23 protein-coding genes and 1 tRNA gene are annotated in these 23,748 nt (G+C 62.7%); 15 read left to right on the plus strand and 9 right to left on the minus strand.

What is annotated here, in order from left to right:
- Window positions 1-94: 94 nt before the first annotated feature.
- On the plus strand, window positions 95-1,249 hold the full coding sequence (locus ACIPZB_RS21535) for an acyl-CoA dehydrogenase family protein (protein ID WP_400642552.1): 1,155 nt from the start codon (window positions 95-97) through the stop codon (window positions 1,247-1,249).
- 165 nt (window positions 1,250-1,414) lie between these two features.
- Window positions 1,415-2,767: a DUF1329 domain-containing protein gene (locus ACIPZB_RS21540; protein ID WP_400642553.1), complete on the plus strand. Its 1,353-nt coding sequence runs from the start codon at window positions 1,415-1,417 to the stop codon at window positions 2,765-2,767.
- Window positions 2,768-2,864: 97 nt separating this feature from the next.
- Here the strand turns inward: ACIPZB_RS21540 and ACIPZB_RS21545 are convergent, their stop codons facing one another.
- Window positions 2,865-4,976: a 3-hydroxyacyl-CoA dehydrogenase NAD-binding domain-containing protein gene (locus ACIPZB_RS21545; RefSeq protein WP_400642554.1), complete on the minus strand. Its 2,112-nt coding sequence runs from the start codon at window positions 4,974-4,976 to the stop codon at window positions 2,865-2,867.
- A 348-nt stretch (window positions 4,977-5,324) separates the two neighbouring features.
- On the opposite strand from ACIPZB_RS21545, the gene ACIPZB_RS21550 reads away from it, so the two are divergent.
- Window positions 5,325-5,401 (plus strand) — tRNA-Val (locus ACIPZB_RS21550).
- A gap of 291 nt (window positions 5,402-5,692) precedes the next feature.
- On the opposite strand, the gene ACIPZB_RS21555 is transcribed toward ACIPZB_RS21550, so the two are convergent.
- Genes ACIPZB_RS21555 through ACIPZB_RS21565 form a run of 3 tightly spaced genes read right to left on the minus strand, consistent with a single transcriptional unit; the run spans window position 5,693 to window position 8,936 of the window.
- On the minus strand, window positions 5,693-7,201 hold the full coding sequence (locus tag ACIPZB_RS21555) for a DHA2 family efflux MFS transporter permease subunit (RefSeq protein ID WP_400642636.1): 1,509 nt from the start codon (window positions 7,199-7,201) through the stop codon (window positions 5,693-5,695).
- A 53-nt stretch (window positions 7,202-7,254) separates the two neighbouring features.
- Window positions 7,255-8,373, minus strand: coding sequence for an HlyD family secretion protein (locus tag ACIPZB_RS21560; RefSeq protein WP_400642637.1), 1,119 nt, complete (start codon window positions 8,371-8,373; stop codon window positions 7,255-7,257).
- Window positions 8,374-8,396: 23 nt separating this feature from the next.
- The gene (locus tag ACIPZB_RS21565; RefSeq protein WP_400642555.1) at window positions 8,397-8,936 is read right to left on the minus strand and encodes a winged helix-turn-helix transcriptional regulator; all 540 of its coding nucleotides are present in this window, start codon (window positions 8,934-8,936) and stop codon (window positions 8,397-8,399) included.
- A gap of 414 nt (window positions 8,937-9,350) precedes the next feature.
- Here ACIPZB_RS21565 and ACIPZB_RS21570 point away from each other — a divergent pair, with 414 nt between their 5' ends.
- Together ACIPZB_RS21570 and ACIPZB_RS21575 are read left to right on the plus strand one after the other, a co-directional pair.
- A complete protein-coding gene (locus ACIPZB_RS21570) occupies window positions 9,351-9,923 on the plus strand; it encodes an SPOR domain-containing protein (protein ID WP_400642556.1) in 573 nt (190 codons plus the stop codon).
- Window positions 9,924-10,010: 87 nt separating this feature from the next.
- Complete coding sequence (locus ACIPZB_RS21575) at window positions 10,011-10,436, plus strand: GTP pyrophosphokinase (protein ID WP_400642557.1); 426 nt, start codon at window positions 10,011-10,013, stop codon at window positions 10,434-10,436.
- A 19-nt stretch (window positions 10,437-10,455) separates the two neighbouring features.
- Here the strand turns inward: ACIPZB_RS21575 and ACIPZB_RS21580 are convergent, their stop codons facing one another.
- On the minus strand, window positions 10,456-10,698 hold the full coding sequence (locus ACIPZB_RS21580) for a DUF1654 domain-containing protein (RefSeq protein ID WP_400642558.1): 243 nt from the start codon (window positions 10,696-10,698) through the stop codon (window positions 10,456-10,458).
- A gap of 156 nt (window positions 10,699-10,854) precedes the next feature.
- The gene (locus tag ACIPZB_RS21585; protein ID WP_400642559.1) at window positions 10,855-11,943 is read right to left on the minus strand and encodes an asparaginase; all 1,089 of its coding nucleotides are present in this window, start codon (window positions 11,941-11,943) and stop codon (window positions 10,855-10,857) included.
- A 322-nt stretch (window positions 11,944-12,265) separates the two neighbouring features.
- Between ACIPZB_RS21585 and ACIPZB_RS21590 the strand changes: the two genes are divergently transcribed.
- The 7 genes from ACIPZB_RS21590 to ACIPZB_RS21620 all read left to right on the plus strand — a co-directional run bounded on the left by ACIPZB_RS21590 (window position 12,266) and on the right by ACIPZB_RS21620 (window position 19,277).
- Window positions 12,266-13,222 carry a sugar ABC transporter substrate-binding protein gene (locus ACIPZB_RS21590; protein ID WP_008091270.1) on the plus strand — a complete coding sequence of 319 codons (957 nt, stop codon included), beginning with the start codon at window positions 12,266-12,268 and terminating at the stop codon, window positions 13,220-13,222.
- An 18-nt stretch (window positions 13,223-13,240) separates the two neighbouring features.
- Entirely contained in the window at window positions 13,241-14,791 is a 1,551-nt protein-coding gene (locus tag ACIPZB_RS21595; RefSeq protein ID WP_400642560.1) for a sugar ABC transporter ATP-binding protein, read from the plus strand.
- The gene (locus ACIPZB_RS21600; RefSeq protein ID WP_400642561.1) at window positions 14,788-15,783 is read left to right on the plus strand and encodes an ABC transporter permease; all 996 of its coding nucleotides are present in this window, start codon (window positions 14,788-14,790) and stop codon (window positions 15,781-15,783) included. The genes ACIPZB_RS21595 and ACIPZB_RS21600 overlap by 4 nt, the downstream gene beginning before the upstream one ends.
- Before the next feature lie 4 nt (window positions 15,784-15,787).
- Complete coding sequence (locus ACIPZB_RS21605) at window positions 15,788-16,810, plus strand: LacI family DNA-binding transcriptional regulator (RefSeq protein WP_400642562.1); 1,023 nt, start codon at window positions 15,788-15,790, stop codon at window positions 16,808-16,810.
- Window positions 16,811-16,819: 9 nt separating this feature from the next.
- On the plus strand, window positions 16,820-17,728 hold the full coding sequence (gene rbsK / locus ACIPZB_RS21610) for a ribokinase (RefSeq protein ID WP_400642563.1): 909 nt from the start codon (window positions 16,820-16,822) through the stop codon (window positions 17,726-17,728).
- Window positions 17,725-18,123: a D-ribose pyranase gene (rbsD, locus tag ACIPZB_RS21615; protein ID WP_008098632.1), complete on the plus strand. Its 399-nt coding sequence runs from the start codon at window positions 17,725-17,727 to the stop codon at window positions 18,121-18,123. Before rbsK ends, rbsD begins: the two co-directional genes overlap by 4 nt.
- A gap of 146 nt (window positions 18,124-18,269) precedes the next feature.
- The gene (locus ACIPZB_RS21620) at window positions 18,270-19,277 is read left to right on the plus strand and encodes a nucleoside hydrolase (RefSeq protein WP_400642564.1); all 1,008 of its coding nucleotides are present in this window, start codon (window positions 18,270-18,272) and stop codon (window positions 19,275-19,277) included.
- Here ACIPZB_RS21620 and ACIPZB_RS21625 read toward each other — a convergent pair.
- The gene (locus ACIPZB_RS21625) at window positions 19,249-19,461 is read right to left on the minus strand and encodes a hypothetical protein (RefSeq protein ID WP_008100418.1); all 213 of its coding nucleotides are present in this window, start codon (window positions 19,459-19,461) and stop codon (window positions 19,249-19,251) included. The genes ACIPZB_RS21620 and ACIPZB_RS21625 overlap by 29 nt on opposite strands.
- Window positions 19,462-19,758: 297 nt before the next feature.
- On the opposite strand from ACIPZB_RS21625, the gene ACIPZB_RS21630 reads away from it, so the two are divergent.
- The gene (locus ACIPZB_RS21630) at window positions 19,759-20,076 is read left to right on the plus strand and encodes an I78 family peptidase inhibitor (protein WP_400642565.1); all 318 of its coding nucleotides are present in this window, start codon (window positions 19,759-19,761) and stop codon (window positions 20,074-20,076) included.
- Window positions 20,077-20,232: 156 nt separating this feature from the next.
- On the opposite strand, the gene ACIPZB_RS21635 is transcribed toward ACIPZB_RS21630, so the two are convergent.
- The gene (locus ACIPZB_RS21635; RefSeq protein WP_003250656.1) at window positions 20,233-20,445 is read right to left on the minus strand and encodes a cold-shock protein; all 213 of its coding nucleotides are present in this window, start codon (window positions 20,443-20,445) and stop codon (window positions 20,233-20,235) included.
- Between the two features lie 162 nt (window positions 20,446-20,607).
- Window positions 20,608-20,910 carry a hypothetical protein gene (locus ACIPZB_RS21640; RefSeq protein ID WP_400642566.1) on the minus strand — a complete coding sequence of 101 codons (303 nt, stop codon included), beginning with the start codon at window positions 20,908-20,910 and terminating at the stop codon, window positions 20,608-20,610.
- A gap of 335 nt (window positions 20,911-21,245) precedes the next feature.
- Here ACIPZB_RS21640 and thrS point away from each other — a divergent pair, with 335 nt between their 5' ends.
- Together thrS and infC are read left to right on the plus strand one after the other, a co-directional pair.
- A complete protein-coding gene (thrS, locus tag ACIPZB_RS21645; RefSeq protein WP_008100410.1) occupies window positions 21,246-23,168 on the plus strand; it encodes a threonine--tRNA ligase in 1,923 nt (640 codons plus the stop codon).
- Window positions 23,168-23,719 carry a translation initiation factor IF-3 gene (gene infC, locus ACIPZB_RS21650; RefSeq protein WP_012052879.1) on the plus strand — a complete coding sequence of 184 codons (552 nt, stop codon included), beginning with the start codon at window positions 23,168-23,170 and terminating at the stop codon, window positions 23,717-23,719. Before thrS ends, infC begins: the two co-directional genes overlap by 1 nt.
- Window positions 23,720-23,748 lie beyond the last annotated feature (29 nt).

Here is a 23,748-nt window from a genome sequence, read left to right on the forward strand (position 1 = left end):
CTGGTGATCCATCGCACCAGCGACAACCCACGTATCACCTGAGCCAGGGCGACTGTGTTCGCACCGGCACTGCGACCCGAAGGAGCGACACACAATGAAAGTTTGCATGCCCAGTGAAGAGCAACGCCTTGCCGTCGAGAGTTTTCGCAAGTTCCTCGATGCCGAAATCCGTCCCGTTGCACGCCGGTATGGCGACCAGCACATTCCCAAGGAGCGGATGCGTGAAATCACCCAGGGGATCGCCGAGTTCGGCCTGCCCGGGGTGAGCGTCGCCGAGGAGCACGGCGGCCTTGGCCTTGACCTGGTCACCGAGGCCATGCTGTTCGAAGAGCTGTGCGCCGTGTCCGTCGACATTGGCCTGTGCGTGATGATCAACAAGGGGATGGCGGTCACGCTGGCGGAATTGCCGGCATCGCAGGCCCACCTGCGCGAGCGTTACCTGCCGGACATCATGGCCGGGCGTACCTTCGGTGGTTTTTGCATCAGCGAGCCGGACGTGGGCTCCAACGTGGCCGATATCAAGGCTACCGGCAAGCGCGATGGCGAGCATTTCATCATCAAGGGCGAGAAGACCTGGATTTCCAACGGGCACTACTCCGACTTCTTGATCACCACCGTGCGCACGGGTGAAAAGGCACTGTCGCACATCCTCGTCGACCGCGAGGAGCACGGCTACGAGACGCGCAATATCGACAAGATCGCGCTCAATGGCCAGTCCACAGCCCAGGTGTTCTTCGACGATGCACGGGTGCCCGCCAGCAACATGGTCTGGGAGGAAGGGTCGGGCCTGAAGAACACCATGAAGCTGTTCGAGAAGGCACGCGCCAACGTGGGCATGCTGTCCGTAGGTTTGATGCGTGCGTCGCTCGAGGCGTCGATCAGCTATGCCAAGGAGCGTCAGCAGTTCGGCAAGCCCATTGCTGCCCATCAACTGGTCGCTGCCAAGATCGCCGAAATGGCCACCCTGACCGACGCCGCGCGGCTGATGTGCTTCCGGGCCTTCTCGATGATGGACGCTGGCATTCGCTGTGACGTGCAGTCGTCGATGGCCAAGTGGTTCGCCACCGAAATGGCTGTGAAAGTCTGCCGTGACGCGGTGCAGCTGCATGGCGGCAATGGCCTGACCAAGGAGTTCGATGTCGAGCGCCTGGCCCGGGAGGCCATCGTCATCCCGATTCCCGACGGTACCACCGAGATCCAGAAACTGATGATCTCCCGCGCGCTTACCGGCATCGGCGCATTCGTCTAAGCCCTCCAGGACGCCCCCTCCCCACTGGCCATTTAGGGAGGGGCAATGCGGCGGCTGCTTGGATACAACAACCAGGCAAGTCCGCGTTCACGCAAGCCGCAGGGCCTGTGCCCGGACCGGCGTGATGCGCTGACTTCGAACATCACAACCTTAGAAGGTGGAGACATGACCACACTGACAAAAATCCTGCTCGCGGCCAGCTTGATGGCGGCGCACACAGGCGTGCTCCATGCTGCGGTGTCTGATCAAGAGGCCAAGCAGTTGGGCGTCACCCTGACGCCGATCGGCGCCGAGATGGCAGGCAACAAGGATGGCAGCATTCCCGCGTACACCGGCGGATTGACCACGCCACCCGCCGGATTCGACAAGGGCAAAGGGGTACGTCCAGATCCCTTCGCCAACGAGAAACCGCTGTTCTCCATCGATGCGAAAAACGCCGACGCGTACGCAGACAAGCTCAGCGATGGGCAAAAGGCGATGTTCAAGAAGCTCTCCGGTTTTCGCATGGACATCTATCCGACCCACCGGACGGTCGTCTATCCCCAGGCCGTGCGTGAAAAAACCATGAAGAATGCCACGCAGGCCAAGCTCTCCGACACGGGCGATACCGCGGTAGGTGCCAGCGGCGGGATTCCCTTCCCGATCCCCAAGCAGGGCATCGAGGTCATGATCAATCACATCGCCCGCTACCAGGGGCCGTCCTATGTGATTCCCAGGTACTCCGCCTTCAACGTCGATGCGGCGGGCAAGCGCGTGCTCTCGACCCAAGGGGCCTGGACCCTGGAAAGCCCGTTCTATAGCCAGAAAGAAGGCGAGCCAACCCTCTACAACCGCGCTCGGACCAACTACAGCGGCCCGGCCCGTCGGGCGGGCGAGGCGGTGATGACCTTCGAGAGCGTCGATGGCGAAAAACCCCGTCGCGCCTATCAGTACCTGCCAGGTCAACGCCGCGTCCGCCTGGCGCCAGACCTGGCCTACGACACGCCAAACCCCAGTACTTCCGGCATGTCCACCATGGACGACGTCAACCTGTTCAACGGCCGCATGGACCGCTACGACTGGAAGCTGGTCGGCAAGAAAGAAATGTACGTGCCGTACAACACCTATCGCTTTACCTATGCCGCGGATGCTGACCAGGTGTTCGGCAACGCATTCATCAACCCGGACTTCGTGCGTTGGGAGCTCCATCGTGTCTGGGTGGTGGAAGCGACCTTGAAGCCCGGTGCTCGTCACATCTACTCCAAGCGGACCTTCTACGTTGACGAGGACAGCTGGGCGGTGCTCTCCAACGACCAGTACGACGGCCGTGGCCAGCTTTGGCGCCCAGGCTTCGCCTACCTGACAGCCCTCTACGATGCCGATGCGATCAATACCACGACCTCCGGGCATTACGATCTCATCGCGGGCACTTACTACATCAACATCTGGCCCAGCACCGGTGGCGTGGTGGTGTCCGACAACATGACCTCTGATTCGCGCTGGACACCGGACAGCCTTGCCGGGTCGGGCGTGCGCTAACGCAGGTCGGCTTGACCTGGGCGGAGCCGAAGGATTCGGCTCCGCTTTTTTTTTACTTGCTTGTGTCAGGGGAGGGGCCGGCCTGAGCCGGCGGTGCTCAGAAACGTTCGATATGGGACTTGCCGGCGGCCACCAGGCGCTCAAGCAGCGGGGCCGGCTGGAACCACATTTCACCGTAGCCGCCAAGGGTCTGGCGGTAGTGCTCGATGCCGCGCAGTACCCTGTCCAGGCCGAGCTGTTCGGCGTAGTGCATTGGCCCGCCCAGGTGGGCGGGGAAGCCGTAGCCATTGATCCACACCAGGTCGATATCGCTGGCGCGCAAGGCGATGCCTTCGTCCAGTAGCTGGATGCCCTCGTTGATCAGCATGAACAGGCAGCGGTCGTGGATTTCCTGCGTATCGATCGGCCGTCGTGGAATGTGCAGCTCTCCCGCCAGGCGCTCGGCCAGGGCGATCACCTCGTAGTCTTCCTGCCGCTCGCGGCCGTCGTAGAGGTAGAAACCCCGGCCGGTCTTCTGGCCATACCGGCCCAGGGCGTAAAGTTCGTCGCCCAGGCGGCAATAGCTGTCGTCGTGGTTGATCGCCGTGCGGTTGGCGTCGCGTACCAGGAAGTTCACGTCGATGCCGGCCAGGTCAAGCATGCTCAGCACCCCCATGTTCAGGTCCAGGCCCGTCAGCACGTTGTCTACCTGGGCGGGGCTGGCGCCTTCGAGTACCAGGCGGTGGGCTTCGCGCGCATAGGGCTCGAGCATGCGGTTGCCGATGAAGCCGAAGCACACCCCCGACACGACCGGGAGCTTGCCGATGGTGCGGCCCAGCTTCAGGGTGGTGGCCAGCACGTGCGCTGCGGTTTGCCGCCCGTTCACCACTTCCAGCAGGCGCATGACGTTGGCCGGGCTGAAGAAGTGCAGACCGATGACGTCGTGCGGCCGTGAAGTCACGGCCGCGATCCGGTCGACGTCCAGGGATGAGGTGTTGGTGGCGAGGATGGCGCCTGGTTTGCACACTTCATCCAGGGTGCGGAACACCTCCTGCTTGATTTCCAGCTTTTCGAAGACGGCCTCGATCACCAGGTCGACGTCTCGCAGGTCGGCGTAGTCCAAGGTGCCGGTGATCAGCGTCGTGCGCTGTTCGAGTTGCTCGGGAGCGAGTTTTCCGCGCTTTACGCTGTTGGCGTAGTTGCGGTTGATCTGCGCGATCCCCCGGTCGAGCGCATCTTGTTGACGCTCCAGGAGGATGACCGGGATACCGGCATTGGCGAAGTTCATGGCGATACCGCCGCCCATGGTGCCTGCGCCGATCACGGCCACCTTGCGGATGGGGCGCAGCGGCAGGTCGGCTTCGATCCAAGGCACCTTGGCTGCCTCGCGTTCGGCGAAGAAGACATGGCGCAGGGCAGCCGACTGGCGGGAATCCTCGGCTTGCTTGAACAGCCTCTGTTCGTGGGCCAGGCCTTCGGCCAACGGCAATCGACAGGCGGCGTGAAGCGCGTCGACCACTAGCCTGGGGGCAAGGCGGCTTTTCCAGCGCGGGGCATTGGCTTCGAGAAAATGGTCGAAGAAGTCATCGGGCAAGCCGCCTGCCGGGTTGGGGTAAGGCACATCCGGCCGCGCGCTTGCGCGGTCGCCAAGCAGCTCCCGGGCAAAGGCGCAGGCTTCGTCGAGCAGCGCGTCAGCATGCTTTGCGACGCGGTCAAGGATGCCCAGGCGCAGCGCGGTTTCACTGTTCACTGGCGTGCCCGCAAGGATGAGATCCAAGGCCTGCCTAGCGCCAATCAGGCGAGGTAGACGCTGGGTGCCGCCGGCACCGGGAAGCAGGCCGAGGTTGATTTCCGGCAGGCCGACACGTGTGCCTGGCTCGCCGATGCGGTAGCCGCAGGCCAGTGCCAGCTCCAGCCCGCCACCCAGCGCGAGTTTACCGAGGGCCGCCACCAGGGGCTTGTCCATGCTGGTCAGGCGCTGCAGCAGGCCAGGCAGGTCGGGTGCCGCGCAGGAGGCCTGGGTGCCGAATTCGCTGATGTCCGCACCGGCACTGAACAGGCCGTTGGCGCCGTACAGCACGATGGCGCGAACCGCCGGATCGGCCTGCGCCTGCTCGCAGGCTTCCAGGAGGGCGGCCCGCAATGGCTGTCCCAGGGCGTTGACCGGCGGGCGGGCAAGGCCGATCAGGGCTAGCTCGGCGTCGACGTGGTAATGGATCAATGGGTTCATGGTGGCTCCTGTGACTGGAACGATGGTTTACAAGGGCGCGGAGACTTCCGGAGCGTCCAGTAGACCTAATCTGGTTCGTACAGGCGTCCTCCCTTAAGGGAGGGGGAGGGGGCATTTTTCGGGGGTTTGAGCTGCAAGATCTGCTTGTGAATCCACTGGCTCATCGCCGGCAAGCCGGCTCCCACAGGTAGAGCACCGCGTTCAAGGCCTGTGGTGTACCTGTGGGAGCCGGCTTGCCGGCGATGGGCACCTGAGACAAGCGCTGCCCGGGATCTGAAAGTTTTTGATTTTTTTGAAAAAAACGCTTTACAGGTGTGTGTTCGATCTCTAATATGCGCCCCACACGACAGGCACATAGCTCAGTTGGTTAGAGCACCACCTTGACATGGTGGGGGTCGTTGGTTCGAGTCCAATTGTGCCTACCAAATCTCAGAAAGGGCGATCCGAAAGGATCGCCCTTTTTGTTTCTGCACTATCTCCCCGTACTACCCCTTGGTCACCTCCGGCGACGCACGTCCTGCTGCATCGATCTGTATCTCAGTGTGTTCGGGCCCTGATGTTCGGGGTTTGCACAAATGGGGCCGCCGACGGATACATCGTCGACACAGCGTTGCTCTGATAGCACCCAGTGACACCGAGCCCGCGCGACCGATCAGGTGCGCGGGCTTCTTGTTGTCTTGAAGATGCCCTGAAAGAACAGAGCGGTTGGCGAAGGGTCAATGGGCGTCGGCGGAAGGCTGCGTTGGGGGCTGAACTTTACGCATCAATGGCACCAGCAGGGTGGCGACCGCAAAGCACTCCATGATCACCAGGAAGGCGTCGGCGTAGGTCATGGTCTGCGCTTCGCGCCAGGTCAATGCCCAGAGTTGGTGCAGCGCGGTGTGGCTGGCGTCCAGGCTGTTCTGGCCCAGCGCCTGGGCGTTGCTGCTCCATTGATCGAGCCAGGTGTTCATTGTCTCGTTTCGGCTGTTCAGGTGCTCGGCCAGGCGCTGGAAGTGCAGGTTGGTACGATCGTTGAGTATCGTGGCGCACGCGGCAATCCCCAACGCACCGCCCAGATTGCGCATCAGATTGAACAAGCCCGAGGCGAGCTTCAGGCGTGCCGGCGAGAGTGCGCCCAGGGTCAAGGTGACGGTCGGCGGCACCGCCATCTGCTGGGCGAAGCCGCGAATGGCCTGGGGCAACAGCAGCTCTTTGGCGCCCCAGTCGTGGGTAATGGGCGAGAAGTCCCACATCGACAGGCCGAACAGCGCCAACCCCAGCATCAGGATCCAGCGCAGGTCCACACGGTTGGCGAGAAAGGCGTACACCGGAATGGCCAGCAACTGGAACACTCCGGTGGAAAACACCGCCAGGCCGATGTCCAGTGCGCCATAACCGCGTACCCGACCGAGGAACAGTGGCGTGAGGTAGATGGTGGCGAAAATGCCGATGCCGGTGATGAAGGAGAACAGGCAGCCCAGGGCGAAATTGCGGTCGCGCAGGGCCCGCAGGTCAACGACAGGTTCGGCGATCGTCAAACTGCGCCAGATGAACAGGATGCCACTGACACCCGCCACCCAAGCGGTCACAGAGATCGTGGCATCGCTGAACCAGTTCCAGCGCGGACCCTCTTCCAGGGTGTACTCCAGGCAGCCCAGGAACAGCGCCATCAGCCCCATGCCCAGGTAGTCGGCCCCTTTGAGCAAATCCAGGTTGGGTCGGTCGACCTTGACCAGCAGCGGCACGGCGACGGTGACGAAAATGCCGGGCACCAGGTTGATGTAGAACAGCCAGTGCCAGGAGGCAATGTCGGTGATCCAGCCGCCCACCGCAGGGCCCAGTGTCGGCGCAAGCGAAGCGATGGCCCCGATCACCGAGGCGGCGATCACCCGCTGCTTGCCGGTGAAGTAGATGAACGCCGTGGTGAACACCAGTGGGATCATCGAGCCGCCGAGAAAACCCTGCAGGGCGCGAAAGGCAATCATGCTCTGGATGTTCCAGGCCAGCGCGCAGAGCAGACTGGTCAAGGTGAACCCGGCCGCGGACGCTGCGAACAGCCAGCGGGTGCTCATTACCCGCGATAGCCAACCCGAGAGGGGGATCACGATGATCTCCGCGATCAAGTAGGCCGTCTGCACCCAGGCTGTGTCGTCCGCGCCAGCGCAGAGCCCGCCACCAATGTCCTTGAGCGACGCCGAGACGATCTGGATATCGATCAGGGCAATGGACATCCCCACACACATGCAGGCAAAGGCCGCCACCTTTTGTGTGGGGGTGAGGACCGGCAGCTCGCTGCTCACAGCCGCTCTGCCGATGCAACCTTGGGTTGCGCCTGGGTTTGCGCCTTGGTGTCGATTTCGGCGATCACCGACAGGCCAGGGCGCAGGGCGCCGAAGTCGGCGTCGCTGCCTTCCAGACGGACCCGCACCGGCACGCGCTGGACGATCTTGGTGAAGTTGCCCGTGGCGTTCTCGGGCGGTAACACGCTGAACTGTGCGCCGGTGGCCGGCGCGATGCTCTCGACGCGCCCGTGGAAGGTACGCCCTGGCAGGATGTCGGCAGAGACGTTGACTGCCTGACCCACTTGCATGCGCGCCAGCTGGTCTTCCTTGAAGTTGGCGTCGACCCACAGGCCATGGGCGGGCACCACCGAGATCAACTGGCTGCCGGCCGCTGCAAAGGCGCCGACTTTCGCCCTGCGGTTGCCCACGTAGCCGTCCACCGGTGCGCGCAGTTCGGTGTAACCGATGTTGAGCCGCGCCTGTTCCCTGTCCGCTTCGGCCTGGGCCAGCGCCGCGCGGGTTTGTTCACGCTGCGTGTCGATGACCACCAGCTGTTGGCGCGCCGCCAGCAAGCCTGCTTCGGCGTGGACGCGATCGGCCTGCGCCGTTTTCCACGTGGCATCGACGCGTTGGGCGCTTTGCACCGAAACCGCCTGACTGCTGACCAGGCTCTGGTAGCGGACCTTGTCGTTCAGTGCGCGCTGAGCCTCGGCGCTGCGCCCGTCGATTTGCGCTTTTGCCTGGCTGATGACCGCATGCTGCAGCTGCTCGACAGCATCCAGGTTGGCAAGGCGTGCGCGCTGCGCGGCCACGGCCCCCTCCGCTTTGGCCAGTGCGGCCTTGTAGTCGCGCACATCGATCCGGGCCAGGAGGTCGCCGGCCTTGACGAACTGGTTGTCCAGCACCGCGACGTCGGTGATGTAGCCCGGTACCTTGGCGCTGATCACGGTAACGTCCGCGCCCACGTAGGCATCGTCGGTGTCTTCGATGAAGCGACCGCTCGCCCACCAATGGCTGGCATAACTCACGCCGCCTACTACCGCGAGCGCCAATGCCGCCATGCGCAAGGCTGCTTTTCGGCTGACGGGTTTTCTTGCAACGGTGTCGGTGCTTTCGACCGGCGCGGGTGTCATGCCAACGTGAGCGTTCATGGTGGTCAGCCCTCTGAAGCGGCTTGGGTGGGGAAGGGGCTTACCCAGGTGTTGCCTTGGCGGTACGCCTGTCCGGTTTCGGCGCGCCAGTGGGTCAATGGGTCGGCGTCGGGCGAGATACGCACTCTGTGGTCATCAACGGTAATGCGCTTGCCGGTGTTGGTGTCCATGAGCGCCAGTGCAACGGGTTCGCCAGTGTGTTCATCGGCGAGATAGACCTTTTTCGAACCGGCGGCATGCTTTGCCCCCCAAGCCATCAAGGTCAGGATTACCGGGCGCAGGTCGCGCCCGGCCTCGGTGAGGTGGTACTCGAAGCGCGGCGGGTTGTTCTGGTAGGGGCGGCGCTCGAGCAGGCCTGTGGTGATCAGGTCGTTGAGCCGGCGAGTGAGGGTGTTGGTGGCAATGCCCAGGCTGTGCTGAAACTCATCGAACCGGCGCAAGCCATAGAACGCATCACGCAGGATCAAGAGGCTCCAGCCATCGCCGATATGCTCGAGCGCACGCGCGACGGGGCAGGGCATGGGTTGGAAGCTGGCTTTTTTCATGGCGTTGACCTTGGGCGTCATCCTGGGATGAAGTCACTATCCGCCTGTAACTTTCATTATGCAAGTTACTAGGATCGCAGGTTCTGCACCGCCCGTCGGTTGCCCGACTTCAGCGCTTTATGGCCATAGGCTGTCATTAAAGGTTCAGCCCCGTGGGTGGGAAAAGAACTGGGTCAGCCGCGCCTCATGATTTCCGCGCGGGTGGCCGGTCGGGTTTGAAGTTCGCTGTTGCAGACCGGGCAGCGGAAGGTTGCACTTTCCCTGTGGGAGCCGGCTTGCCGGCGATGGGCCGCAGAGCGGCCCCGGTACAGCGTTAGACCGGGACAGGGCTGTTGCACGGTGTAACGTATGGTCGCGGTCCTGGCCATGGGCCGTCATGCTAGAATCCGCCCCTTCGAATCTGGAGGTACACGCGTGCGCAAACTGGCAGTGGTAATGGCAGTGCTGGCCCTGGTTGGCTGTGAGAACGAGGTCGAAGGTGTGCACAAGCAGGTCGCCGAGCACTTGCACAACCCCAAGACCGCCAAGTTCGGCAACGTGCGAATCGACACCAAAGGCACCATCTGCGGTCAAGTACGGGGCAAGGACGATGCCGGGCAGTACGAAGCCTATCGCAGCTACGTGGCCATCAAGGGTGACGATGGCCAGTACCAGATCATCGTTGACGACAACGGCGATAACCTGCGCATCCGTGAACTGTGCGGCGGTGCCGAGCTGCAGCGCCGTGCCGAGGCACTGGCCGACCAGCCGGCGCCGGAAGGTTGGGATGTGGAGGTGGTCCAGGGCGCGAACATGGGCGCATTGAGCGACATGACTGCGCGACTGATCGAGAAGGGCATCCCGTCCTCGGTCGAATACCGCGATGGCAAGCCGGTGGTGCTCATGGGGCCGTTCCCGACCCGGGAAGAGGCGCAGGCGCGCAAGGCCGAAGTCATGGCCAAGCTGGGTACTGATTCGGTCGTCATCCAGCATGGTGCCCAACGCTGACCCCGAGGCTCTGGGAAAGGCACCCTGTCATCTACCTGCCGAGCCGGCTATGCTTGCGTTGGGAGATGGCCGAACGGGGAGAGCCTCATGTCTACACTGGAGCGGGCCATCGTTGTGGCCGCCAGAGCGCATGAAGGGCAATACGACGAGGGTGGCGCAGCGTATATCCTTCACCCGTTGCGGGTGATGATGCGGGTGTCCACGCCTGAGCAGCGGATCGTCGCTGTGCTGCACGATGTCATTGAAGATACGCCGCTTACACTGTCCGATCTTGCGCGCGAAGGCTTCGCGCTCAAGATTCTCGCCGCCTTGCTGGCTTTGAGCCGGCGACAGGGCGAAAGCTACGAGGATTTCGTGGTGCGCCTGGGCGTCGACCCGTTGGCCCGCACCGTGAAGCTGGCGGACCTGGCGGACAACAGCGACCTCTCACGTATCCCGTGTCCCGGCCCCGCCGACCTGGCGCGGCTGGCCCGCTACCGGGAAGCCAGCGCCTACCTGCAGACGCTGGCCTGAACCTCAAGCCCATGGGCGCTCAGTCTTCCTTGGGCACCGTCCAGAAAATCTGCACGCCGCCATCGTCGCGGTGGGCGAGGGTGACGTTGTCGTTTTCGGCGATTTCTTCAAGCAGGGTTTCCCAGTCGTCCGGCGACTCGTGCGTCAGGCGGAAAATCAGCGCGGCGCGGCTGCGTTGGGCGGTGGGGCTATTGATGATCTTCTGGATACGCACACCCAGTTGTTCATAGCTGCTCGGTGTTGCGGAAGCGGTAGTGGCCACGGGGATTTTCCTTGTTTTGCTGTATGCGCATACAGTATTTCACTGCCATTATTTTCGCAACAGCCTGTCAGGCAAAAAGCCACCGTAGGTAGCGACATCCACCAGCGACCCAGCAGGGCCGGCGCGCTTGGCACACCGGCCTTGGGCCTGCTGCGATCAGTATTCCCAGAAGATACGCTGCAGCTCCTTGCTGTCCTGGGTCTTGGTCATCGCGACCATCGCCAGGATGCGCGCCTTCTGTGGGTTCAGGTCATGGGCCACGACCCAATCGTTCTTGTCATCCGGTTGCTCGGCGTTGCGCAGCACGAAACCGCCCTGGTTGACGTGGGATGAACGAATGATCTGCACGCCGTTCTTGCGCAGTTCCTGCAGTGCCGGCACCACCCGCGACGACACCGAGCCATTGCCGGTACCGGCATGGATCAGCGCCTTGGCGCCGTTCTGCGCCAGCGCCTTGTAGGCCGTGTCGGTCACGTTGCCGTAGCCATAGGCGATGTCCACCTGCGGCAGGCTGCTGATCTGCTTGATGTCGAACTCGGAGTTGACCGTGTGACGCTTGGCGGGCAGGCGGAAGTAGTAGGACTTGCCTTCCACCACCATGCCCAGCGGCCCCCAGGCGCTCTTGAAGGCTTCGGTCTTGATGTTGATGGACTTGCTCACATCACGCCCGGACTGGATCTCGTCGTTCATGGTCACCAGCACACCCTTGCCGCGCGAGTCCTTGTCGCTGGCCACGGCCACGGCGTTGTACAGGTTGAGCATGCCGTCGGCGGACATGGCGGTGCCGGGGCGCATGGAGCCGACCACGACGATCGGCTTGTCGGTCTTTTCCACCAGGTTGAGGAAGTAGGCGGTCTCTTCCAGGGTGTCGGTGCCGTGGGTGATGACGATGCCATCGACGTCGTTGCTGTCGGCCAGCTCGGCCACGCGCTTGCCCAGCTTGAGCAGGTCGTCGTTGGTGATGCTCTCGGAGGCGATCTGCATCACCTGCTCGCCACGGACATTGGCCAGGTCGGCCAGCTCCGGTACGCCGGCGATCAGCTTGTCTACGCCAAGCTTGGCGGCCTGGTAGGTGGCGCTGTTGGCAGCGCTGGCGCCAGCGCCGGCAATGGTGCCGCCAGTGGCAAGGATCACGACGTTGGCCAGCTTCTGCTGGTTTTCGACTTCCTTGGCCGACGCTGTGGTTGGCAGGATCAGCAACAGGGCGAGGGCGCTGGGGGCGAAGGTCTTGAGTGCAACATTCATGGTTATTGTTCTCTTCCTAATGAGCTTGTTTGCTGTGTCGCAAAGCATGCAAGGCAGTTTTCGTACCAGCAGGGTGTAATCTGCACTTATTACCGGCCCCACAAGGCTTTAGTGCGGCGGCTAATTGCCCTCGCGTTCGGGGCTCCGAACAAGCATAGGAAAAGCTGTTCGGTTTTTCGGAGAAATCCCCGATAATCTGCGCAACGAGCAGCTTGGCTTCGAAAAGCGAAACGGATTTGACAAAAGCGGATCCTGTTTCCATAGTTACTCAACGCAAACGTTTGCGATCCGATAAAAATCACAAGATTCGGAGTTACCTGACATGAAGCTGCCGTTCCCCGGTCGCCTGCTGGCGCTCGCCGTCATTTCGTCGCTGTCCCTCGCCCTGCCTTTTTCTGCAGCCCACGCAGAAGACAAGCCCAAGGTTGCCCTGGTGATGAAGTCCCTGGCCAATGAGTTCTTCCGCACCATGGAAGACGGCGCCAAGGCCTACCAGAAAGAGCACGCCGACGACTTCGAACTGGTGGCCAACGGCATCAAGGACGAGACCGACACCGGTAACCAGATCCGCATCGTCGAGCAGATGATCGCCACCGGCGCCAAGGCGCTGATCATCGCCCCGGCCGACTCCAAGGCCCTGGTGCCCGTGGTCAAGAAAGCCATGGACGCCGGCATCACGGTGGTCAACATCGACAACCGCCTCGACCCCGACGTGCTCAAGAGCAAAGGCATCAGCGTGCCCTTCGTCGGCCCCGACAACCGCAAGGGCGCGCGCCTGGTGGGCGATTACCTGGTCAAGGAAAAACTCAAGGCCGGGGACCAGGTCGGCATCATCGAAGGCGTGCCGACCACCACCAACGCCCAGCAACGCACCGCAGGTTTCAAGGACGCCATGGAAGCTGCGCAGATCAAGATCGTCTCGGTACAGTCCGGCAACTGGGAGATCGACAAGGGTAATGCCGTCGCGGCGTCGATGCTCAATGAATACCCTGACCTCAAGGCCCTGCTGGCCGGCAACGACAGCATGGCCCTGGGCGCTGTCTCGGCAGTGCGCGCCGCCGGCAAGACCGGCCAGGTGCAAGTGGTCGGCTACGACAACATCAACGCCATCAAACCGATGCTCAAGGACGGCCGCGTACTCGCCACCCTCGACCAGGCTGCCAGCGAGCAAGCCGTCTTCGGGATCCAGGCGGCGCTGAAGATGCTCAAGGGAGAAAAACCGGATGTGGATGCCGACAATGTCATCCAGACTCCGGTCACGCTGATCACTCAGCCTTGACGCCCAGGAGAAACGGCCATGTCGACGGCCAATGAAGGGGTGCTGACCGCCACCAGCCTGGGCAAGAGCTATGCCCAGCCGGTACTCGGCGACGTCAGCCTGACCCTGCGCGCTGGCGAGGTGCTGGCACTGACCGGTGAAAACGGCGCGGGCAAGAGCACCCTGTCCAAGCTCTTCAGCGGCCTGGAGACGCCCACTACCGGGCACATGACCTATCGCGGCCAGGCCTATGCCCCCACCAGCCGCAGCGATGCCGAGCGTCTGGGGGTGCGGATGGTGATGCAGGAGCTCAACCTGCTGCCGACCCTGACCGTGGCCGAGAATCTGTTCCTCGACAACCTGCCCAGCCGTTTCGGCTGGATCAGCCGCAAGCGCTTGCGCCAACTGGCCACGGACGCCATGGCCCAGGTCGGCCTCGATGCCATCGACCCGGATACCCCGGTCGGCGAACTGGGCATCGGCCATCAGCAGATGGTCGAGATCGCGCGCAACCTGATCGGCGACTGCCATGTGCTGATCTTCGACGAACCGACGGCCATGCTCACCGCGCGCGAGGTGGCGTTGCTGTTCGTGCAGATCGAACGCTTGCGCCAGCGCGGCGTTGCCATCGTCTACATCTCCCATCGGCTCGAAGAGTTGCAGCGTGTTGCCCAGCGCATCGTCGTGCTGCGCGACGGCAAGCTGGTATGCGACGAGCCGATCCAGCGTTACAACAGCACCGAGCTGGTCAACCTGATGGTGGGCCGCGAGCTGGGCGAGCACATCGACTTGGGCCGCCGCACGATCGGTGCGCCATTGCTCAAGGTCGAGCAGCTGTGCCGCGGCGACAAGGTGCGTGACGTATCGCTGGAGGTCAGGGCAGGGGAGATCTTTGGCATCTCGGGCCTGATCGGCGCCGGGCGCACCGAGCTGCTGCGGCTGATCTTCGGTGCCGACCGCGCCGACAGTGGCAGCATCGCCCTGGGTCAGCCGCCGAGGCCCGTGACCATCGATTCGCCCAAGGCGGCGGTCAAGGCCGGCATCGCCCTGATCACCGAGGACCGCAAAGGCGAAGGCTTGCTGTTGTCGCAGTCGATCAGCGCCAACATCGCCTTGGGCAACCTGGGCGCCGTGTCCCGTGCGGGCGTGCTCGATGGCGACGCCGAGCGGGCCCTTGCCGAACGGCAGATCGCCGCCATGCGCATCCGCAGTGCCGGTGCTGCCCAGGCGGTTGGCGAACTGTCGGGCGGTAACCAGCAGAAAGTGGTGATCGGCCGCTGGCTGGAGCGCGACTGCCAGGTGCTGCTGTTCGACGAGCCGACCCGCGGCATCGACGTGGGCGCCAAGTTCGACATCTACGGCCTGCTGGCCGAACTGGCACGCCAAGGCAAAGCGCTGGTGGTGGTGTCCAGCGACCTGCGCGAGCTGATGCTGATCTGTGACCGCATCGCCGTGCTCAGCGCCGGTCGTCTGATCGACACCTTCGACCGCGACCATTGGAGCCAGGACCAGCTACTCGCTGCCGCCTTCGCCGGCTATCAGAAACGTGACGCCCTGCTGCATGACGCAGCGCCCAGGATGGATGCATGAAGACCCCACCTCTCGAAACGACAGACAGCACGGCCGCGTGCCGTAGCGGCACCTACTTCGGCCTGGGTACCTATCTGGGCCTGGCCGGCGCCTTGTTGGCGATGATCGTGCTGTTCTCGCTGCTCAGTAGCCACTTCTGGTCCTACGCCACCTTCAGCACCCTGGCCAATCAGATACCCGACCTGATGGTGCTGGCCGTGGGCATGACCTTCGTGCTGATCATCGGCGGCATCGACCTGTCGGTCGGCTCGGTGCTCGCGCTGGCGGCGTCCACGGTCAGTGTGGCGATCCTCGGCTGGGGCTGGGGCGTGCTGCCGGCCGCCGTGCTCGGCATGGCCGTGGCAGCCCTGGCAGGCAGCGTCACGGGCGCGGTCACCGTGGCCTGGCGCATCCCATCGTTCATCGTCTCGCTCGGGGTGCTGGAGATGGCCCGGGGCCTGGCCTACCAGTTCACCGACTCGCGCACCGCCTACATCGGCGATGCCTATGCCTGGTTCTCCAACCCGATCGCCTTTGGCATCTCGCCGGCCTTCATCATCGCCCTGCTGGTGATCATCCTCGCCCAGTTGGTGCTGACCCGCACGGTGTTCGGCCGCTACCTGATCGGCATCGGCACCAATGAAGAGGCCGTGCGCCTGACCGGCATCGACCCGCGCCCCTACAAGGTGCTGGTGTTCGCCCTGATGGGGCTGCTGGCGGGCCTGGCCGCACTGTTCCAGATTTCCCGGCTGGAGGCCGCTGACCCTAATGCCGGTGCCGGGCTCGAACTGCAGGTAATCGCCGCCGTGGTCATCGGTGGCACCAGCCTGATGGGCGGGCGAGGCTCGGTCATCAGTACCTTCTTCGGTGTGCTGATCATCTCGGTATTGGCCGCAGGCCTTGCCCAGATCGGCGCATCGGAACCCACTAAACGCATCATCACCGGGGCGGTCATCGTCATCGCCGTGGTGCTCGACACTTATCGCAGCCGGCGTGCGAGCCGGCGGAACTGAAAACATGGCAACCATCAAAGACGTCGCCGCACTCGCGGGTATTTCCTACACCACCGTGTCCCATGTACTGAACAAGACGCGCCCGGTCAGCGAACAGGTGAGGCTCAAGGTCGAGGCGGCCATCGTCGAACTCGACTACGTGCCCAGCGCCGTGGCGCGGTCGCTCAAGGCGCGCAGCACGGCCACCATCGGTTTGCTCGTGCCCAATAGCGTCAACCCCTATTTCGCCGAGCTGGCGCGGGGTATCGAGGATGCCTGTGAGCGCAATGGCTACTGTGTGATCCTGTGCAACTCCGACGACAACCCGCAAAAACAACGCAGCTATCTGCGCGTGCTGTTGGAAAAACGCATCGATGGCCTGGTGGTGGCGTCGGTGGGGGAAGACAGCGACTTGCTGCAGAGCCTGGCCAGCGTGCGCACGCCCATGGTCATCGTCGACCGCGAACTGGAAGGCGTGGATGCCGACCTGGTGCGTATCGATCATGAACACGGCGCTTACCTGGCCACCTGCCACTTGCTGGAGCTGGGCCACCGCGATATCGCCTATATCGGCGGTCCTGCCGAGACCGGTGTCAGCCAGTTGCGCCTGGCCGGTTTCCAGCGTGCGATGGCCGAGGCACGGGTCGCCGTGAACAGCGATCATGTGCTGCATTGCGACTTCACCAGCCCAGGTGGCCATGCGGCGGCTGCACAGCTGCTCGACGGCAAGCGGCCCACGGCGATCTTCGCCGGCAACGACATGATTGGCTTTGGTGTGCTGCGTGCGGCGGCCGAGCGCAATATCAGTGTGCCGGGCGAGCTGTCGGTGATCGGCTTCGACGACATCGAGCTGAGCCGTTATGTGTACCCGCCGCTGACCACGGTGGGCCAGTCGATCCGCGAGCTGGGCGAGAACGCCGCGGCGCTGCTGCTGTCGCGCATCGCCACGCCGCGCCGGGAGGCAGCCGAGCAACGCATCGTCGCCCCGCGCATCGTACTGCGCGAATCCACCGGGCCGCGCCCGGACTTGTTCAATGATTACCGTTAAGGAATCGTCATGAGTGCCAAAGTGCTGGTGGTCGGTAGCCTCAACATGGACCTGGTGGCACGCGCCGAGCGCTTGCCACGCGCAGGTGAAACATTGGCGGGCGAAAGCTTCTCCACCGTGCCGGGCGGCAAGGGGGCCAACCAGGCAGTGGCGGTGGCGCGCCTCGGCGGCAGTGTGGCGATGGTCGGCAACGTCGGCGATGACGCCTATGGCCAGCAGCTACGCAAGGCTCTGGAAGTGGAGGGCATCGATTGCCAGGCTGTCGGCGTGTGCCAGGGGGTGTCCAGTGGTATGGCGCTGATTACGGTGGATGCCAGCAGTCAGAACTGCATCGTCATCATTGCCGGTGGCAATGGCCTGCTGACACCTGAGACCGTGCAGCGCTTCGATGGCTTGCTGCAGGCTGCCGAGGTGATCGTCTGCCAGCTCGAAGTGCCTGCCGCCACGGTAGGCTGGACCCTGGCCAGGGCACGCGCGCTGGGCAAGCGAGTGATCCTCAATCCGGCGCCGGCCACCGGCCCGCTGCCGGCCGAGTGGTTCGCCAACATCGATTACCTGATCCCCAATGAGCACGAGGCCGAGGCGTTGACCGGCCAGCCGGTCGACGACCTGGACAGCGCGCGTCGCGCTGCTGAGCGCCTGCTGCAATTGGGCGCTGGCAAGGTCATCGTCACCTTGGGCGCGCAGGGGGCACTGTTTGTCAGTCAAGATGGCAGCCGGCATTTCCCGGCGCCGCAGGTCAAACCGCTGGATACCACGGCAGCGGGCGATACGTTCGTCGGTGGCTTCGCTGCGGCGCTGGTGCAGGGCAAGGAGGAGGGCGAGGCAATCGCGTTCGGCCAGCGCGCCGCTGCATTGTCCGTCACCCGCGCCGGGGCGCAGCCCTCGATTCCTTACCTAGCGGAGCTGACACCATGAAAAAGACCGCGCTGCTCAATGTGGCCTTGTCGCGCACCATTGCCGGCATGGGCCACGGCGACATCCTGGTGATCGGTGATGCCGGGCTGCCGGTGCCGCCGGGCGTCGAGTTGATCGACCTGGCGTTGACGCCGGGGGTTCCGGATTTTGCCAGTGTGTTGCGGGCAGTGCTCAGCGAGCTGCAGGTGGAGCGGCATGTACTGGCCGAGGAGATGCAGAAGGTGGTGCCGCCGGCGTTGGTCGAGATCGAGCGCTTGAAAGGCAAGCTGGGCAAGCGCGAGTGGCTGAGCCATGACGATTTCAAGGTGCTGTCGCGCAGTGCCCGTGCCGTAGTGCGTACCGGGGAGTGCCAGCCCTACAGCAATATTGCCCTGATTTCCGGCGTCACCTTCTAGAGGCGAGGGCTGTGCCCTCGTTCGCCGGCACCCACAGGTGTTGCACTCCCCCTGATGAGGGCGAAGATCCTGTGGGAGCCGGCTTGCCGGCGATGGGCCGCAAAGCGGCCCCAACCCATCCACCACCCAGGCAACAGGAGTGCCTCATGCTCAAACCCTTGCTACAAGGACTCACCCTCATGGCTGCAGCCGCCACCACCACCCTCCAGGCCGCCCCGCGCGAGCTGATCATCGACACCGACCCCGGCGCCGACGATGTGGTCGCGCTGTTCCTCGCCATGGCGTCGCCGGAGGAACTGAACATCCGCGCCATCACCACCGTGGCGGGCAACGTGCGCCTGGACAAGACCTCGCGCAACGCCCGCCTGGCCCGGGAGTGGGCAGGGCGCGAAGACATCCCGGTTTACGCCGGGGCAGGGCAGCCACTGGTACGCACCCCCATCTATGCCGCCGAGGTGCACGGTGAAGAAGGCCTGACCGGTGTTCAGGTGCATGAGCCGAAGCAGCCACTGGCCCAGGGCAGTGCCGTGCAATACCTGGTCGATACGCTGGCGGCCGCCAAGCCGCAGAGCATCACCCTCGCCATGCTCGGCCCGCAAACCAATCTGGCCCTGGCGCTCACCCAGCGTCCGGAAATTGCCAAGGGCATCAAGGAAGTCGTGGTAATGGGGGGGGCTCACTTCAACGGCGGCAACATTACTCCTGTAGCGGAATTCAACCTGTTCGCCGACCCGCATGCTGCGCAGGTAGTACTGGCCAGTGGCGTGCCAATGACCTACCTGCCCCTGGACGTGACCCACAAGCTGCTTACCAGCGATGCACGTCTCAAGCAGCTGGCGGCAGTGAACAACCACGCCAGCCAGTTAGTGGTGGATATCCTCAACGCCTACATCAAGCACGACATGGACCAGTACAGCCTGCCCGGTGGCCCCGTGCATGATGCAAGTGTCATCGCCTACCTGCTCAAGCCCGAGCTGTTCAGCGGCCGGCGCATCCACGTGAGCATCGACAGTCGCGAAGGCCCGACCTTCGGTCAGACCGTCGCCGACTGGTACGGCGTACTCAAGCAGCCGGCCAATGTGATGTGGGTGGCAGAGGGTGACGCGCAGGGCTTCTTCGACCTGCTCAGCGCGCGCCTGGCTCGATTGCAATAGCCGTGTGCGGTGCGTAGCGCTCGAACACCTGCTCGATGAAGCTGCGCGCCGCCTCGCCGCCGCGATCACGCACCAGCAGGTCGATGGCGATCAACAGCAACTCTTCGGGCGTGCTGGGGCTGTAGGCGCTCTGACCTTCGGCCCATTTGACCTTGATATCGGCGTCGATGCTATGGCTGCTCATGAAAGGCTCTCACTGGGGGCCCAGGGCGGAGGGGCGAACACCTGACCCTGGTGTTCGAAGAAGGCATTGTGCCTTCACTTCTTAAAGTAAATCATGACATTGCGTCAATAGCCTTGCGCCTCTCAGCATAAAAAGCTTCGCCGCGTAAACCAAGCGGCTTGCGATGAACGCTGCAAAATCCAGTCACGATTGCCTTTCGCCTGCAGTGTCGAGTTCAGGCAAACTTTTCCGTTTTGCAACAAATGACTGGTGGAGCTGTCCGAACAGGCAGTTCCCGGATCGATTTTAGGAGGATTCATGTTCCGAACCCGTGCTTCCCTGGCAACCTTGCTGATCACTGCCTTGCTGGCTGGTTGCAGCACTGGTGGCAACACTGGCGGAGGCGACGCACCCGCCGCCGGGGGCAACGACGGCCGTTGCGAGGCCAGCGGCGCCGACTTCGCCATCGGCAAGCAGGGCAGCGCTGACCTGCTCGAGCAGGCGCGCAAGGCCAGCGGCTCGCAGATGGCGCGTATCCTCAAGCCGCATGATGTGGTGACCCTGGAGTACCGTTCCGAGCGTTTGAATCTGAACGTGGACGAGCGGGGTGTGGTAACCCGCGTCAACTGCGGTTGATCTTTCCGGCCCTATCGCCGGCAAGCCGGCTCCCACAGAATTTGCAGCGCTGCGATCATTGTGGGAGCCGGCTTGCCGGCGATAGGGCCTGTACTGACAAACCCCAGGCCATAAAAAAACCCGCCACAAGGGCGGGTTTTTTTTACAGCTTCCGAATTACTCCGGACGAACCTGTGCAGCCTGCATGCCCTTCTGGCCGCGCTCGGCGACGAAGGAAACAGTTTGGCCTTCTTTCAGGCTCTTGAAGCCGTCGGATTCGATGGCTTTGAAGTGAACGAACAGGTCGTCGCCGCCGCCTGCTGGGGTGATGAAGCCGTAGCCTTTCTCATCATTGAACCATTTGACGGTGCCTTGTTGGCGATTGGACATGGGTGAATCTCCAGAACATTTTGATTTTTTCGGTGGTGCAATGTGGCCGAGGCTACGGAGCACGGACAACATCATAGTCTAATTCTGCGGATGTAGCGCCTTTTACCTTCGCAGGATGTTGATCCAGGCCAAATGATGCGTGCCTGACACCCCGCGAGCCGTCTATTTCGGCTTGCAGCTGGCTTGCACGACAGTCTGTGCCTTCTGCATCAGCTTGGCGTCAACGCCGTCCTTGCTGTCCAGGTCTTCGATCTCCTTGTCGGTGAAATTCTTTTTGATGGCTTGTGCACCGCAGTCGCAGTGTTTTTTCGCGGCCGCAGCGTCGACGCCTTGGGCTCCGGCTACCTGCTGGCACTGAGCCATGTAGGCACCCTCCTTGCCGGCAGGGAAGTTGCCAGCAGTAGCAGCCAGAGGCAGCAGCAGGGCGCCAGCGGCCGCCAGGGCCAGAAGAGACTGTACTCGCATAACCAGACACTCCTTGGGTTAAGGTCTCATCAAGAGTAGGTTGCTTCCCAAGGTCTGATAGGAAATTTTCCGCGTTAGTTCACCGTGGCGGCGCAATATCCAAATAATTTCTGCCTGCCGTGCAACCCGCGTGCTAGCATGCGCGGCTTGCAGCTGCAGACTTGCAGCGTGCAGCTATCTTTTTACTTTCCAGTCACTCAGGTCCCCCTGGCAAGCCGAAAGGCTTCTGCCACTGTGAGGCAGGCTTCCCCAGCGGAAGGCAGGTCGGATCTTGTACTGGCTCATCCCAACCCACGTGACCTTTGGTAGGGGTCACCACTAGGAGAGGAGGCGCCATGCCCGTTATTACTCTTCCCGATGGCAGTCAACGCGCGTTCGATCACGCCGTATCCGTAGCCGACGTTGCCGCGTCGATCGGCGCCGGCCTGGCCAAGGCCACGCTGGCCGGCAAGGTCGATGGCAAGCTGGTCGATGCCTGCGACCTGATCACCCATGACGCCAAGCTGCAGATCATCACCCCTAAAGATGAAGAGGGACTGGAGATCATCCGTCACTCGTGCGCCCACCTGATCGGCCACGCGGTGAAGCAGCTGTACCCGACCGCCAAGATGGTCATCGGCCCGGTCATCGACGAAGGCTTCTACTACGACATCGCCTACGAGCGTCCTTTCACGCCTGACGACCTGGCGGCCATCGAAAAGCGCATGCAGCAGCTGATCGAGAAGGACTACGACGTCGTCAAGAAGATGACCCCGCGCGCCGAAGTCATCGACGTGTTCAAGACCCGAGGCGAAGACTACAAGCTGCGCCTGGTCGAGGACATGCCCGACGAGCAGGCCATGGGCCTGTACTATCACGAAGAATACGTCGACATGTGCCGTGGCCCGCACGTGCCGAACACTCGCTTCCTCAAGGCATTCAAGCTGACCAAGCTGTCCGGCGCCTACTGGCGCGGCGATGCCAAGAACGAGCAGCTGCAACGCGTGTACGGCACCGCCTGGGCTGACAAGAAGCAGCTGGCCGCCTACATCCAGCGCATCGAAGAAGCCGAGAAACGCGACCACCGCAAGATCGGCAAGCAGCTCGACCTGTTCCACCTGCAGGAAGAAGCGCCGGGCATGGTGTTCTGGCACGCCAACGGCTGGACCGTTTACCAGGTACTCGAGCAGTACATGCGTAAAATCCAGCGCGAAAACGGCTACCAGGAAATCAAGACCCCGCAGGTTGTCGACCGTATCCTCTGGGAGCGCTCCGGCCACTGGTCCAACTACGCCGAGAACATGTTCACCACTTCGTCGGAAAGCCGCGACTTCGCGGTAAAACCGATGAACTGCCCGTGCCACGTGCAGGTGTTCAACCAGGGCCTGAAGTCTTACCGCGATCTGCCGCTGCGTCTGGCCGAGTTCGGTGCTTGCCACCGTAACGAGCCGTCCGGCGCCCTGCACGGCATCATGCGCGTGCGTGGCTTCGTGCAGGACGACGCGCACATCTTCTGCACCGAAGATCAGGTGAAGAAAGAAGCCGCCGACTTCATCAAGCTGACCCTGGACGTGTACAACGACTTCGGTTTCACCGATGTCGCCATGAAGCTGTCGACCCGTCCGGCCAAGCGTGTGGGTTCCGAAGAGCTGTGGGACCGTGCCGAAGGCGCACTGGCCGACGCCCTGAACGAATCGGGCCTGGAGTGGGAATACCAGCCGGGCGAGGGTGCGTTCTACGGCCCGAAGATCGAGTTCACCCTGCGCGACTGCCTCGGCCGTAACTGGCAGTGCGGCACCCTGCAGTACGACCCGAACCTGCCGGAGCGCCTGGACGCCAGCTACATCGCCGAAGACAACGCGCGCAAGCGTCCGGTGATGCTGCACCGCGCCATCCTCGGCTCGTTCGAACGCTTCATCGGTATGCTCATCGAGCACTATGCCGGCGTGTTCCCGGCGTGGCTGGCACCGACCCAGGCCGTGATCATGAACATCACCGACAAACAGGCCGATTTCGCCCTTGAGGTTGAGAAATCTCTGAACGGTAGCGGTTTCCGTGCCAAGTCGGACTTGAGAAATGAGAAGATCGGCTTTAAAATCCGCGAGCATACTTTGCTCAAGGTCCCGTACCTTTTGGTTATAGGGGACCGCGAAGTCGAAACGCAAACCGTCGCTGTGCGTACTCGCGAAGGCGCAGACCTGGGCTCCATGCCCGTCGCCCAATTCGCTGAGCTGCTGACACAAGCGGTTTCCCGGCGTGGTCGCCAAGAATCGGAGTAATGACTATTAAGCGTGAAATGAGAAACGATAAGCGTGCTGTACCGAAGGCCCCGATCAACGAGAATATCTCGGCCCGCGAGGTTCGGTTAATTGGCGCAGACGGCGAGCAGGTTGGCATCGTCTCGATTGATGAAGCGCTGCGTATCGCTGATGAAGCGAAGCTGGATCTGGTAGAAATCTCTGCAGACGCGGTACCGCCCGTCTGCAAGGTCATGGACTACGGCAAGCACCTCTTCGAAAAGAAGAAGCAGGCTAACGAAGCCAAGAAAAACCAGAAGCAGATCCAGATCAAAGAAATCAAGTTTCGTCCAGGGACGGAGGATGGGGATTACCAGGTAAAACTACGCAACCTGGTACGTTTCCTTACCGATGGGGACAAGGCCAAGATCTCTCTGAGATTCCGTGGTCGTGAGATGGCCCACCAGGAGCTGGGCATGGAGCTGTTGAAGCGGGTCGAAGCCGACCTCGCCGAATACGGCACCGTTGAGCAGCATCCTAAGATGGAAGGACGCCAGCTTATGATGGTCATCGCCCCCAAGAAAAAGAAGTAATCTCCCGGGCACGGCAGGCCTGATGATTA

Origin of the sequence: Pseudomonas sp. NPDC089396, from assembly GCF_044749545.1 — a bacterium.
Classification (GTDB): Bacteria; Pseudomonadota; Gammaproteobacteria; order Pseudomonadales; family Pseudomonadaceae; genus Aquipseudomonas.